Source organism: Thiocapsa imhoffii, from assembly GCF_016583985.1.
Lineage (GTDB): Bacteria > Pseudomonadota > Gammaproteobacteria > Chromatiales > Chromatiaceae > Thiocapsa > Thiocapsa imhoffii.
Genome location: NZ_NRSD01000004.1, coordinates 163565 through 177213 on the forward strand (window position 1 = coordinate 163565; position 13649 = coordinate 177213).

Genomic DNA, 13649 nt, shown 5'->3' on the forward strand with positions numbered 1-13649 from the left:
TGATGATGTGTCAGATTCCGCCGCTCAGCCCGCGAGCGGGCGCCCAGCCCGCAAACCACCCGCGGCGAAGCGATCGGCGATCACCGTGAGCAGGTGCCAGGGATCATCGGGCGCGAGCCCCTTGATCGCCTGATCGACCCGCTCGCACTCTTTGAGCAGCTCGTGTAACAGGCTCGGAGCCAAGCGCGTCACGGCGCGCTCGATCGCCTGCTGACGCTGCGGCGGCAACCGGGGCGCGTCGCGACCGGGCTGACCGCGCCCCCCTGCCGCGCGCTCCGCGCTCATTGCGGCGAGCATGCGCAGTTCGCGCGCCAAGACCCACAGCACCAGAATGTCCGCCGTACCCTCCGCGCGCAAGCCCCGGAGGACGCGCTGCGCGCGCGCGCGATCCCCCGCGAGGACCGCATCGGTGAGAGCGAAGAGGTCGAAGCGCGCGCTGTCGGCGAGATTGCCGAGCAGATCCGTCATCGCAATCGGCCCCGGATCAAGCAACAGGCGCTGTTTCTCGATCTCCTGCACGGCGGCCAGGAGATTGCCTTCGGCGCGTTCGGCCATCAGTTCGGCCACGCCGGCCTCCGGCTGGAGCCCCACACCACGCAACCGCTGTTCGATCCAACGCACCAACTCAGGCCCCTTGAGCGGCCAGACCTGGACCAGGGCACCGGCCGCTTCGACCTGTTTCGCCCATTGCGACTGGAGTTCCTTGCGCTCCAACGCAGGTGCGATCATGAGTAGCAGATTGTCTGGACAGGGACGTTGACAGTAAGCCCGGATGGCCGCGCCACCCTCCTTGCCGAGTTTAGCCGTCCCGATGCGCAATTCGATCAGCTTGCGGGTGGAGAACAGCGACATGGCATCCGCGCTGGCGGCGAGACTCGACCAGTCGAAGTGTCCATCCTGATCGAGGATCTCACGCTCGGAGAAGCCCTGTCGCCGCGCCGCCTCCCGCACCAGTCGCGCGGCCTCGCCCAGTTGATAGGGCTCGTCCCCGCAGATCAGATAGAGCGGCGCCAAACCACGCGCGAGTTGATCGGTGAGCTGATTGAAACGTAGGCGCATGACGAATGGGTCCCCGCGCCCAGATCAAGGCTGGGATGGTGATGTGTCGATCAGGGTGACACGCAGGCGCATGAGGATGCGATCCGCCGCATCGCGTGCGAAATCCTGATAGATCATCGCCTCTTCGAGCTGCTTGCCGAGGACCTCAACATCCGGGTTGTCGAAGTTACGCATGAGCTCGAGCGTCTGTGCCGGCACCAGCTCGGCGCCATCGGGCGCGATGGCGTCATAGGTCACGTAGTACAGCAGCTCGTAGGCCAGGACGCGGCCCGTTGTATCGACCGCCACCACGCGCGAGGCCTGCCTCTCGCTCAAGATCCGCACGATTAATTTGGCCTCGGCGGGGGTCGGCGCAAGCTGCACGGCGCCACCCGTGAGTTGGTCGAGCAGCGCCTCGCGCACGGGTGAAGCCCCAGCCTGGATATAGATGGGGTTGAGTGCCTCCGGGATCTCCACCACCCCGCGCAACTGAAAGCCGCAGCCGAGCGGGAGCAGGGGCAGCAAACAGATGACCAGCAGGGACAGAGCCGACGAGCACACGCGCGACCGGGCCCTGGCCGAACCGGTTGCCCGTGCCCGTGGGGGCCGCGGGCGTTGGCTCGGACGCGGGGGCGACGGCGCACGGGCGTTCATTTGGCGACGATGTTCACGAGCTTGTTGGGCACCAGGATGACCTTTCGCACCTCGGCCTCCGCGATGAAACGGCGGACCTTTTCGCTCGCGAGCGCGGCCGCCTCGATCTCGGCACGTTCGGCCGCCGCATCCACCTTGATGGTGTCACGCACCTTGCCATTGACCTGCACCACATAGTCGAGCATCGATTGTCGTAGTGCTGTCTCATCAACCTGGGGCCAGGTCGAGCGGAGGATGTCTTCGCCGAATCCCAATTCACGCCAGAGGTGATGGGTGAGGTGCGGCGCGATGGGCGCGAGCAGACGCAAGAGGATACTCACGCCCTCGCGCAGCAGGGATCCGCGAGCCGGCAGCTCTGGTGCAAGCTTGTAGAGGACATTCACGAGCGTCATGCAACCCGAAACCACCGTGTTGAATTGATGACGCTCGAAGTCGAAACACGCCTTGTTGAGCACCAGATGGATCTCACGTCGCGCCGTACTCCCGGTCTCGTCGAGTGCATCGGGCGCGACATCCGGTGCGGCCCGGATGGTGTCGGCCTCGCTCATGGCCAGCGACCACAACCGTTTTAAAAAGCGCGAGGCGCCTTCGACGCCTTCGTCGTTCCATTCGAGCGATTGATCCGGCGGCGAGGTGAACATGGTGTAGAGCCGCACGGTGTCGGCGCCATAACGCTCGGTCAGCGCTTGGGGATCGACGCCATTGTTCTTCGACTTCGACATCTTCTCCATGCCGCCGAATTGGACCGGTTGTCCGTCCGCACTCAGCCAGGCCCGCAGCAGCCGTCCCTTGTCATCGCGCTCGACCTCCACCTCGGCCGGATTGAACCAATCCTTTCGTCCATCCGGGCGCTCGCGATACCAGGTCTCGGCGACCACCATGCCCTGTGTCAGCAAACGCGCGAAGGGTTCGTCGGAGGCAACGAGACCCTCGTCGCGCATCAGCTTGTGGAAGAATCGGGCATAGAGCAAATGGAGTACGGCGTGTTCGATGCCGCCGACGTACTGATCGACCGGCAGCCAATAGTTCGCTCGCTCGTCGAGCATGGCCTGATCATTGTCGGACGCGCAATAGCGGGCGTAGTACCACGAGGACTCGAAGAAGGTGTCGAAGGTGTCGGTTTCGCGCGTCTCCCCATGAGGAAGGGCGGAGAAGGAGGGCAGCTTTTTCAGTGGCGATCCAGAACCATCGACCACCAGATCCTCCGGCAGGCGAACGGGGAGTTGTGTTTCGGCGCGTAATCCGCCATCGGGTTGATTCACCACCGGGATCGGACAGCCCCAGTAGCGCTGTCGCGAGACGCCCCAGTCACGCAATCTGAAGTTCACGCGTTTGCGCCCCCGGCCCTGCTCATCCAGCCAGGCCGCGATCGCCTCGCAGGCCTCGGCACTGTGCCGATGCGAGAAATCACCCGAGTTGATCAGCATCCCGGGCTGTGCGAAGCGTTCGTCCCAGCTCGACCAGTCGAGCGGCGCCTCGCTCGCTTCGTTCCGCAGCGCGACGATCGGCCAGCCGCCCGGCGTGGTCTGCTCCAGATCGAGTCGTCGTCCCGCCCAGTCCGCGGGGACGATCACCGGGCGGATCGGAATGCCGTATTTGTGCGCAAAATAGAAGTCACGCTCATCGTGCGCCGGTACCGACATGACGGCACCCGTGCCATAACTCATCAGAACGAAATTCGCCGCGTAGATGGGCACGGCCGCGCCGGTGACGGGATGAATGGCATTGATCCCGAGCGGATAACCCTTCTTCTCCATGGTCTCGATCTCGGCCTCCGAAGTGCCGCCCATGCGACAGTCCTCGATGAAGGCCGCCAGCGCGGGGTGATCCTGGGCCGCCCGCCGAGCGAGTGGATGCTCGGCGGCCACCGCCATGTAGGTCACGCCCATGAGGGTGTCGGGCCGGGTCGTGTAGATCTCCAAGGTCTCGTGCGCGCCCTGGATGCCGAAACGCATCTCGACCCCCTCGGAGCGCCCAATCCAGTTGCGCTGCATGGTGCGCACTTGCTCCGGCCAGCCCGCGAGTCCGTCAAGCGCATCGAGCAACTCTTGCGCGTAGTCCGTGATGCGAACGAACCATTGCTGGATCTCGCGTTTCTCGACCGGCGCGCCCGAGCGCCAGCCCTTGCCATCGATGACCTGCTCATTGGCGAGCACGGTCTGATCGACTGGGTCCCAGTTGACCGTGGCGTGGGAGCGGTAGGCGAGCCCCTTCTCCAGAAGACGGGTGAAGAGCCACTGCTCCCAGCGGTAGTACTTCGGATCACAGGTCGCAAGTTCGCGATCCCAGTCGTAACCGAACCCAAGCTGCTTCAATTGCTCGCGCATGTAGGCGATGTTCGACTGCGTCCATTGCGAGGGCGAGATCCCTTTTTGGATCGCGGCATTCTCGGCCGGCAGCCCAAAGGCGTCCCAACCCATCGGTTGTAGGACATTCTTGCCGAGCATCCGCTGGTAGCGCGCGATCACATCCCCGATGGTGTAATTGCGCACATGCCCCATGTGCAGCCGCCCGGAGGGATAGGGAAACATCGAGAGACAGTAGAACTTCTCGCGCGCAGGGTCTTCGACGGCCTTGAAGGATTGATGCGTGTCCCAGAAACGCTGTGCCGCAGCCTCGATGACCTGCGGTTGATAATCGGTCGGCATGGATTTTCGGTCTTCCGAATCAGGGCTGGCAGATGTCATACGCACTAGGATAACCCAGCGCGGTGCGGTGCGGTGAACCACACCGGGCCGGCCGTGCCGCGAGCGTACCTGGAGGGTGTCAGTGATACGGGTCGCCAGCCCTAACAGGGCTTGGCAAACTGCTATGCTCAGAGTCGGGGATCACGGCGCGACGCGGTGTCGCCCCGACAGAACGCTATGGAGACCGACCATGTCTGAACACGACCAGGACAAAACGACTGACAAATTAGTCGATGCCTATGAGCGAATGCTGAAGCAGGCTCATGACACGATCGAGAAGACACAAGAGCAAACGGGACCCAGGTTGCGTGAGATCCTGGAGAAAACGCGCGACAATATGGTCGAGCTCGGTGAGCTAACCCGTGAGGAAGCGCACAAGGTCTCGGAGTATATCCAGCGCGATATCGAGGATGCCGCCAATTATCTTGCCGAGACCGGCGAGGACATCCGGGACTGGTGGCGCTTCGATCTTCAACTCATCGAGCAACGGTTGATGGACGCCTTTGCCAAAGTCGCGGATCAAACGAGCCTGCAACTTGCGCAATGGGCCGAGAACGCCCGCCAACTGAGCCTCTATCAAGCGGGTGAGATCACGGGACCAGGCACCCTGGTCTGCGATCGCTGCGGGTCGGAGACCCATTTCGTCAAGACCGGACGCATTCCGCCCTGCGCCGACTGTGGCTCCCTGACCTTTAAGCGACGAGCGAACGAGGCCACATCCAAGGGTTGAGCGTCATCCCGCCAGCGTCCCGACCGCGCCCCGGCGAGGGCGCCGATCGACAGCGCGGAAGCCGCGTGGTCACGCGTCGCGGCAGGCGTGAACCCGGCAGTCGGGAAGTCTGTCGCGTCACTGGAAATCGAGCCGCGTCGGACTTATAGTCACGATTCGCGTCAAGTCCCGTGGGAGAGACCGACTTGGATCGCTATCCCGAGTCGGCGCCGAAGGCGCAACACTGCCCGGAATCGCTCAGGCAAACGGACCGCGGGGATGATGACCGACTCTGGAGAGTGGCCACACACGCCGTAAGCGTCGTGGCCCACCGAAGGGGCAGCAGCGACGGTACACAGCCGTCCGTCTGCAAACTCTCAGGTCTAGGACAGAGGGGCGGTGTCGGAGATCGGACTGAATAGTCACACTGGCCTCCCGTATCGGATCGCCTGACGATGCGGGTGGCGGGATGGACTGCTGTTCCGTCCGGATCGAACTCCGAGTTTGGGTGCTGTCGACACCAGCCCTCTATTCTGTCGCGCCCTTGCCTCCCCGTGAGGCATGACGCGCACGACCCGCCCTCGTGGCGAACGGAGAGTCCGAATGGGACTGCGTACCCCACTATTCTCGGAACACACGCGCCTTGGGGCGCGCATGATCTCGTTCGGCGGCTGGGACATGCCCCTGCACTATGGCTCCCAGATCGAGGAACACCATGCGGTGCGACGCGCCGCCGGCCTGTTCGATGTCTCGCACATGCGCGCGATCGACATCGCGGGTCCGGATGCCCAATCCTACCTCCGCATCCTCCTGGCAAACGATGTGGCCAAACTCACCCATCCCGGCAAGGCCCTCTACAGTTGCATGCTCAACCCAGCCGGAGGCGTGATCGACGACCTCATCGTCTACAACCGGGGTGCGCAGGGTTATCGAGCAGTCGTGAACGCCGCGACCACCGCCAAGGATCTGGCCTGGATGCAGGCGCAGACAGCGGGTCGAGCCGTCTCGATCCAAGCCCGTGATGACCTCGCGATGCTGGCTGTACAGGGTCCCGAAGCACGCGCGCGTGCCCACCCCTTGCTGCCAGCCCGGCTCCGGGACGCGGCCGCGGCCCTTGGTTCCTTCCAGGCCGTTGAAGACGATACCGAGGCCGGCTGGTTCGTGGGCCGCACCGGGTATACCGGTGAGGACGGCTACGAGATCCTCTTGCCGGCGGTGCACGCGAGTGTGCTCTGGCGAGGACTGCTCGAGGCACAGGTACAGCCCTGCGGTCTAGGCGCACGCGATACCCTGCGCCTTGAGGCCGGTCTGAATCTCTACGGTCAGGATATGGACGAAGAGGTCGGACCGCTCGACGCGGGTCTCGGCTGGACCCTGGCCTGGGAACCGGAAGAGCGGTCGTTTATCGGCCGCGAGGCCCTTCGTGCGCGACGGGATGATCCCGCGCGACACGACTTCGTGGGCCTGCTCTTAACCGAGCGCGGCGTGCTCCGCGCCCATCAGCGCGTGCTCATCGCGGGCGAACCCGTCGGTGAGGTGACCTCCGGGGGCTTCTCGCCCACGCTCGAGCGCTCCATCGGTCTCGCCCGCGTGCGCCCAGGGACGCCCGCAACCTGCTCGGTCGAGATCCGCGGCAAAGCGGTCGCGGCACGCATCGTCGCCCCGCCGTTTGTCCGTCATGGCCAGGTCCGTATCGATCAATGAAACCGCTCGACGGGCGCCGCCGTGAGCACTCACCCTGGCATCAGCCCCCGTCGTGCTGCCGACACACCCGAATGGAGACCACCACACATGAGCGACGTCCCCGCTGACCTGCGTTACACCAAGACCCATGAGTGGATCAAGGATCATGGCGATGGCACCGTTACGGTTGGCATCACCGACCATGCGCAAGAGGCGCTCGGCGACATCGTTTTCGTCGAAATCCCCGCATCGAACCGACAGGTCGACGCACAGGAGGCCTGCGCCGTCGTCGAATCGGTCAAGGCCGCCTCCGATATCTACTCACCACTCGCTGGCGAGATCATCGAGGCCAATGCACTCCTGAATGATACACCGGACGCCATCAACAACAGCCCCTACGACGAGGGCTGGATCTTCCGTTTGGCGCCGCGCGACCCGGGTGCCCTCACGGCCCTGCTCGACGCCGATGCCTATCGGCAGAGCGTCGAGGACGAGACCTGAGGAAGCCCTTATCCGGCCCTTAACGCCCAGTTCCTCGGCCTGACAATGCCGTCTCATCCGTTTCTCGCGCCGCACGCGGCCGGGGTCGCGAACCGCAACCACGCCGGGGTCTCACGGACCCCGGCGTGGTTGTCGACACTCAGCCCCGTTGACTTGTGACCAACCGCACGCGGCGCGTGCCGAATCCGGAAGCCCTCCATGCCGTTCGTACCTCACACGCAAGACGACATCGCCGCGATGCTCGCGGCGATCGGTGTTGAATCGATCGATGCGCTCTTTGACGAAATCCCGGAGGCGTTGCGCATCGGCACGCTCGCGGCGGTGCCCGCGGGGCTCGCCGAGATGGAGATCAGTCGTCTGATGCAGGCGCGCGCGCGTGCCGACGGTGAACCACTGTGCTTCATCGGCGCCGGGGCCTACGACCATCACATCCCCGCGGCGGTGTGGCAGATCACCTCGCGTGGAGAGTTCTACAGCGCCTACACGCCCTATCAGGCCGAAGCCAGTCAGGGCACCCTGCAATTGCTCTACGAATTCCAGTCCATGATGACGGCCTTGACCGGGTTGGATGTGTCCAACGCCTCGCTGTACGACGGGGCCTCAGGGCTTGCCGAGGCCGTCTTGATGGCCGTTCGCGCCAACCGCAAGGTGCGCTCGGACAAGGTCTTGGTGCCGCGGAACCTGCATCCGGCCTATCGTCGCACGCTCCAGAGCATCGTGACGCCGCAAGGCATCGAATTGGTGGATATCCCCTACGACGAGGAGGGTGGACACATCAGTCTGGAGGCCCTCAACGCCCTTGAGTCGCAGGGTCCTTTCGCGGCACTGGTGATCAATCAACCGAATTTCTTTGGCGTCCTCGAGGAGGTCGATGACCTGACCGATTGGGCGCAGGCCCGCGAGGCCCTGGTCATCGGGGTAGTCAATCCGATCGCTTTGGCCGTGCTCTCCCCCCCCGGCGACTGGGGTAGCCAGGGCGCCGACATCGCCTGCGGTGAGGCTCAGCCACTCGGCATGCCGCTCTCCTCGGGCGGCCCCTATGCCGGTTTTCTCTGCTGCCGCCAGGCGTTCGTGCGCCAGCTGCCCGGCCGGATCGTTGGCCGGACGGTCGATCTCGATGGCAAACCGGGCTTCACCCTGACACTCCAGGCGCGCGAACAACACATTCGGCGCAACAAGGCGACGTCCAACATCTGCACCAATCAAGGCCTCCTGGTCACCGCCGCGACCATCCATACCGCCCTGCTCGGCCCCGAGGGGCTCGAGCGGGTTGCCGCCGCCTGCCATGCCAACAGCCAACGTCTCGGTACACTGCTCTGTGAGATCCCGGGTGTCGAGCCCAGATTCAACCGGCCCAGTTTTCACGAACAGGCCTTGCGCATGCCGGCCCCGACAGCGGAGCTGCTGCGCGCGCTGGCCGCGCAGCAGATCCTTGGCGGCTGCGATCTCGGGCTGGATTATCCGGAACTCGACCCCGCGTTGCTCGTCTGTGCCACCGAGGTGCGAACCGAGGAGGACATGCAGACCTACGCGAGCACCCTCGCGCGCGTGCTCGCCCACGCCTAGTCATCCGCCGCCGGCACCATCAATACCCGCGCCCCCAGGCGTGGACCTAGCCCCTGGAGACGACCCGGCCAGGCGCCGACCCGGCGGGTGAGGCAACGGCTGAACAGGTTCGAGACGAATAGGGCACAATCATCCCCCCACCCCACCACGACAAGAGGTCAAGGCTCATGGCACAAACCGCACTGCAAGGCAATCCGGTTCGACTCGCTGGCGAACTGCCGGCAATCGGCGATCCCGCTCCGGACTTCAAGCTGGTTGACAAGGATCTTGGTGATCGTTCACTGGCTGATTTCGCCGGCAAGAAGAAGCTGCTGAATATCGTTCCGAGCCTCGATACGCCGGTCTGCGCAACCTCGACGAGACGCTTCAACACCGCCATGGCCGACAAAACGGATGCGGTCGCCCTGGTGATCTCGGCGGATCTGCCGTTTGCCATGGGACGCTTCTGTGGCGCCGAGGGCATCGAGAACGTCATCGCCCTATCGATGATGCGGTCGCGCAACTTCGCCAAGGACTATGGGGTGCTGATCGAGGACGGCCCCCTCGCGGGCATCACCGCGCGCGCCGTCATCGTCATGGATGCCGAGAATCGCGTCATCCATGTCGAACTGGTCCCCGAGATCACGCAGGAACCGGATTACGACGCGGCCTTGGCCGCGCTCTGAGTGACCCACGGGCGCGGGCCGTGGCATCCGGGATCGACCAGCCCTGCAGGGGTCGAGTGGACCCGCGCCAGCCCTGCCCACAGTCACCCCTCGAGCCGAGTCCGTGCGGTCGCCACGCGCGCGCGGACTCGGAGCAACGACGCAGGCCATCATCATGTTGATTCAAGAAGGTTCCAAGCCAGGGCGCCGCGCCACCGCACAGGCCCCACTGACGCGCCATGCGCTCGACGACCTGCCTGTGGCGCTCCGGCGCCGCGCGCGAGCAGCGCTTCCGGAAGTGTCCGAACTTCAAGCCGTGCGGCATTACACACGCCTGTCACAGCAGAACTTTTCGATCGACACCCACATGTATCCGCTCGGTTCCTGCACCATGAAGTACAATCCGCGCGCCTGCCATAGCTTGGCCATGCTGCCGGGTTTTCTCGCGCGGCATCCGCTCGCACCCGCGTCGCATAGCCAAGGCTTCCTCGCCTGTCTGTTCGAGTTGCAAGACATCCTCAAGGAGGTGACCGGGATGCACGCGGTCTCCCTGGCTCCCGCCGCGGGCGCACAGGGCGAACTCGCTGGCGTGGCCATGATTCGCGCCTATCACCGGGCCCGCAAGGATCTGGCACGCACCGAGATTCTGGTTCCAGACGCGGCGCATGGCACCAATCCAGCATCGGCGGTCATGTGTGGGTTCCAGGTCCGCGAAATTCCCACCGGGAGCGACGGTGACGTCGACATCGACGCCCTCACCCGTGCCGTGGGACCCCAGACGGCGGGGATCATGCTCACCAATCCAAGCACGGTCGGCGTCTTCGATCGCAATATTCAGCGGATCGCCGCGGAGGTTCATCGCGCGGGCGGTCTGCTCTACTACGACGGCGCGAATCTCAATGCCATTCTCGGCAAGGTGCGCCCCGGCGACATGGGTTTTGACGTGATCCACATGAACCTGCACAAGACCTTCTCGACTCCCCATGGCGGGGGTGGACCGGGCGCCGGCCCGGTGGGGGTCTCGGCCCGGCTCGAACCCTATCTGCCCGTCCCGCTGGTCACCCGGGAGGGGGCCCATTACCGCTGGCTCACCGAGGCCGACCGCCCCGAGAGCATCGGCCGGCTCACCGCCTTCGGTGGCAACATGGGCATTTTGTTACGGGCGTATGTCTATGCCCGCCTGCTCGGGCGCGAGGGCATGCGGCGCGTCGCCGAGTTCGCCACCTTGAATGCGAACTACCTCATGACACAGCTACGGGCCGCCGGCTTCAATGCGGCCTATCCGCAACGGCGCGCCAGTCATGAGTTCATCATCACGCTCAAGACGGAAGCGAAGGAATTCGGCGTCAACGCGATGGACTTCGCCAAGCGTCTCCTGGATTATGGCTACCATGCGCCCACCACCTATTTTCCGCTGTTGGTCCCGGAATGTCTGTTGATCGAGCCGACCGAGAGCGAGAGCAAGGAGGATCTCGACGGCTTCGTCGCTGCCATGATCGCGATCCGCGACGAGGCCCGCACCAACCCTGAACTCGTCAAAACGGCACCGCATCGCATGCCGGTCCGCCGTCTCGATGATGTTCGCGCCGCACGCCAACTGGACCTGGCCTGGTCGCCCCAAGCCTAAGAATCGGACGCGAAGATGCCAAAACCAAAGTCCAAGGGTCTGCGCCGGGTGGTCTATGCCTTCGGTTACTCGATGAAGGGCTTCAAAGTTTGCTTTGAGCTCGAAGAGGCCTTCCGGCAGGAGATCTTTCTACTGATTCCACTGATCCCGCTTGGCCTCTGGCTCGGCGAAACCCCGGTTGAGCGTGCCTTGCTGGTCGGCAGCCTGTTGATCGTGCCCATCGTCGAGTTGCTGAACTCGGCGATCGAGGCCAATGTCGACCGCGTTGGCATGGAGCGCAACGAACTCTCGGCACGCGCGAAGGACATTGCATCCGCGGCCGTATTCTCTAGCATTGTCTTTACAATCGTGATCTGGACCCTGATCTTGTTTCCAAGAATGTTCTAAGGCGACGCGACCGGACAGGCCTCATCGACCAAACGCACCCTGTTGGGTCTCGGTGATGACACCCAACTCAGCGGCATGATCAAGACAACAATCGAAACATGACGATGGATAGTTTTCGCGGGACGACGATTCTCTCGGTACGCCGTGCCGGCAAGGTCGTGATCGGCGGCGACGGCCAGGTCTCACTCGGCCCGACCGTGATGAAAGGCAATGCGCGCAAGGTTCGACGCCTGTTCAAGGGTCGTGTCCTGGCCGGTTTCGCCGGGGCTACGGCGGATGCCTTCACCCTGTTCGAGCGCTTCGAGGCCAAACTCGAGAAACATCAAGGCCACCTGACGCGTTCCGCGGTCGAATTGGCCAAGGACTGGCGCACCGACCGCATGCTGCGGCGGCTCGAGGCGCTGCTGTGCATCGCCGATGCCGAGACTTCCCTCATGATCTCCGGCACCGGTGATGTCGTGGAGCCCGAGCATGATCTGATGGCGATCGGCTCTGGCGGGGCCTTCGCTCAGGCCGCGGCGCGTGCGCTGCTCGAAAACACCGACCTCGGCGCCCGCGAGATCGTGGAGAGAGGCTTGAACATCGCCGCGGATATTTGTATCTACACCAATCACAATCTGGTGCTCGAGGAACTCGATGCGGTCGTCTAGTCTGACCCCGGGTCCGAGCGCCCCGGTGCCTATCGGCATGACCGCCCCGACCTCGCCCGGTCATCCAGGCACCAGCAGTGACTGCGCGATCACCACGGCCCCGAGCGCTCACACTCAATCAGAATTTCACCGGCTGCCCCCCAGGGTCGCTCATTCGAGGGACTGACTCGATGTCGGAAATCACCCCACAACGTATCGTCTCGGAACTCGACAAACACATCGTCGGGCAGGACGAAGCCAAACGCGCGGTCGCCATCGCCCTGCGCAACCGCTGGCGTCGCGCCCAGATCGCGGAACCCCTGCGCTCTGAGATCACCCCGAAGAACATCCTGATGATTGGTCCGACGGGCGTGGGCAAGACCGAGATCGCCAGACGCTTGGCCCGCCTCGCCGATGCGCCCTTCATCAAGGTCGAGGCAACCAAGTTCACCGAGGTTGGCTATGTTGGTCGTGATGTCGAGTCGATCATTCGGGATCTTGCCGATGTTGGCGTCAAACTCGCGCGCGAGCAGGAGATGAGTAAACTCGCCGGGCAAGCCGAATCCGCCGCCGAGGAGCGCATCCTCGACGCCTTGTTGCCACCGCCCACCAATTTCGAGGAGGAGAGTCGCTCCACGGTGGGCACCGCGACCCGTGAGAAATTCCGCACCAGGCTCCGGGCGGGTGAACTCGACGATCGTGAGATCGAGGTTCAGGTGTCCGCCTCACCGCTCGGGGTCGAGATCATGGCGCCTCCTGGCATGGAGGAGATGACCAACCAGTTGCAGGGTCTCTTCCAGAACCTGGGTCAAGGACGGATGAAGCGTCGCAAGCTGCGCATTCGCGACGCCCGCAAACTGCTGCAGGATGAGGAGGCGGCCAAGCGGGTGAATGACGAAGAGCTGAAATTGCGCGCCATCGATAATGTCGAACAAAACGGCATCGTCTTTCTGGACGAACTCGACAAGGTCACCAAGCGCGGCGAGGGCATGGGCGGCGCCGATGTTTCGCGCGAGGGCGTGCAGCGCGACCTCTTGCCCTTAGTCGAGGGCAGTACCGTGTCGACCAAGCACGGTGCCGTGCGAACCGATCACATTCTCTTCATCGCCTCGGGTGCCTTTCACCTCTCCAAGCCCTCGGATCTGATCCCGGAATTGCAGGGCCGTCTCCCCATTCGGGTCGAACTCAAGGCACTCAGCACGGAAGATTTCGTGCGGATTTTGACCGAGCCAGACGCCTCCCTCACGGATCAGTACCGCGCTCTCCTGGCCACCGAAGGTGTCAATCTGGAGTTCACCGAGGACGGCATCCGACGGATCGCGGAGATTGCCTGGCAGGTCAACGAGCGCACCGAGAACATTGGCGCACGGCGTCTCCATACGGTGCTCGAACGGTTGTTGGAGGATGTTTCCTACAATGCGTCCGAGCTCGCTCGAGTGACGGTGACCATCAACGCCGGTTACGTCGACCAAAATCTCTCGGGGCTCGCCGCCGACGAGGATCTCTCCCGCTACATCCTCTAAC

The 13649-nt window shown here is 63.9% G+C and carries 12 protein-coding genes and 1 riboswitch; of the genes, 9 read left to right on the forward strand and 3 right to left on the reverse strand.

The genetic code is table 11. The features are described 5' to 3' along the window. Positions 1-24 precede the first annotated feature (24 nt). The 3 genes from holA to leuS all read right to left on the reverse strand — a co-directional run bounded on the left by holA (position 25) and on the right by leuS (position 4340). Positions 25-1059 carry a DNA polymerase III subunit delta gene (holA, locus tag CKO25_RS05945; protein WP_200387000.1) on the reverse strand — a complete coding sequence of 345 codons (1035 nt, stop codon included), beginning with the start codon at positions 1057-1059 and terminating at the stop codon, positions 25-27. 24 nt (positions 1060-1083) lie between these two features. Then, complete coding sequence (locus tag CKO25_RS05950; RefSeq protein WP_338115074.1) at positions 1084-1599, reverse strand: LPS-assembly lipoprotein LptE; 516 nt, start codon at positions 1597-1599, stop codon at positions 1084-1086. Positions 1600-1688: 89 nt separating this feature from the next. Then, entirely contained in the window at positions 1689-4340 is a 2652-nt protein-coding gene (leuS, locus tag CKO25_RS05955) for a leucine--tRNA ligase (RefSeq protein WP_200387002.1), read from the reverse strand. Positions 4341-4569: 229 nt separating this feature from the next. On the opposite strand from leuS, the gene CKO25_RS05960 reads away from it, so the two are divergent. The 9 genes from CKO25_RS05960 to hslU all read left to right on the forward strand — a co-directional run bounded on the left by CKO25_RS05960 (position 4570) and on the right by hslU (position 13648). Further along, positions 4570-5109 carry a zinc ribbon-containing protein gene (locus CKO25_RS05960; protein WP_200387003.1) on the forward strand — a complete coding sequence of 180 codons (540 nt, stop codon included), beginning with the start codon at positions 4570-4572 and terminating at the stop codon, positions 5107-5109. 161 nt (positions 5110-5270) lie between these two features. After that, positions 5271-5372: riboswitch (glycine riboswitch) on the forward strand. Between the two features lie 319 nt (positions 5373-5691). After that, a complete protein-coding gene (gcvT, locus tag CKO25_RS05965) occupies positions 5692-6792 on the forward strand; it encodes a glycine cleavage system aminomethyltransferase GcvT (protein WP_200387004.1) in 1101 nt (366 codons plus the stop codon). 87 nt (positions 6793-6879) lie between these two features. Further along, entirely contained in the window at positions 6880-7272 is a 393-nt protein-coding gene (gcvH, locus tag CKO25_RS05970) for a glycine cleavage system protein GcvH (protein WP_200387005.1), read from the forward strand. A gap of 198 nt (positions 7273-7470) precedes the next feature. Beyond that, positions 7471-8838, forward strand: a complete 1368-nt coding sequence (gene gcvPA / locus CKO25_RS05975) for an aminomethyl-transferring glycine dehydrogenase subunit GcvPA (protein WP_200387006.1) — start codon at positions 7471-7473, stop codon at positions 8836-8838. 167 nt (positions 8839-9005) lie between these two features. Further along, the gene (gene tpx, locus CKO25_RS05980; RefSeq protein ID WP_200387007.1) at positions 9006-9503 is read left to right on the forward strand and encodes a thiol peroxidase; all 498 of its coding nucleotides are present in this window, start codon (positions 9006-9008) and stop codon (positions 9501-9503) included. A 154-nt stretch (positions 9504-9657) separates the two neighbouring features. Further along, positions 9658-11109, forward strand: coding sequence for an aminomethyl-transferring glycine dehydrogenase subunit GcvPB (gene gcvPB / locus CKO25_RS05985; RefSeq protein ID WP_200387097.1), 1452 nt, complete (start codon positions 9658-9660; stop codon positions 11107-11109). Positions 11110-11124: 15 nt separating this feature from the next. Then, positions 11125-11496 carry a diacylglycerol kinase gene (locus tag CKO25_RS05990; protein ID WP_200387008.1) on the forward strand — a complete coding sequence of 124 codons (372 nt, stop codon included), beginning with the start codon at positions 11125-11127 and terminating at the stop codon, positions 11494-11496. 104 nt (positions 11497-11600) lie between these two features. Next, the gene (hslV, locus tag CKO25_RS05995; protein WP_200387009.1) at positions 11601-12146 is read left to right on the forward strand and encodes an ATP-dependent protease subunit HslV; all 546 of its coding nucleotides are present in this window, start codon (positions 11601-11603) and stop codon (positions 12144-12146) included. A gap of 170 nt (positions 12147-12316) precedes the next feature. Beyond that, the gene (hslU, locus tag CKO25_RS06000; RefSeq protein ID WP_200387010.1) at positions 12317-13648 is read left to right on the forward strand and encodes an ATP-dependent protease ATPase subunit HslU; all 1332 of its coding nucleotides are present in this window, start codon (positions 12317-12319) and stop codon (positions 13646-13648) included. The last annotated feature ends 1 nt before the right edge of the window (position 13649 follow it).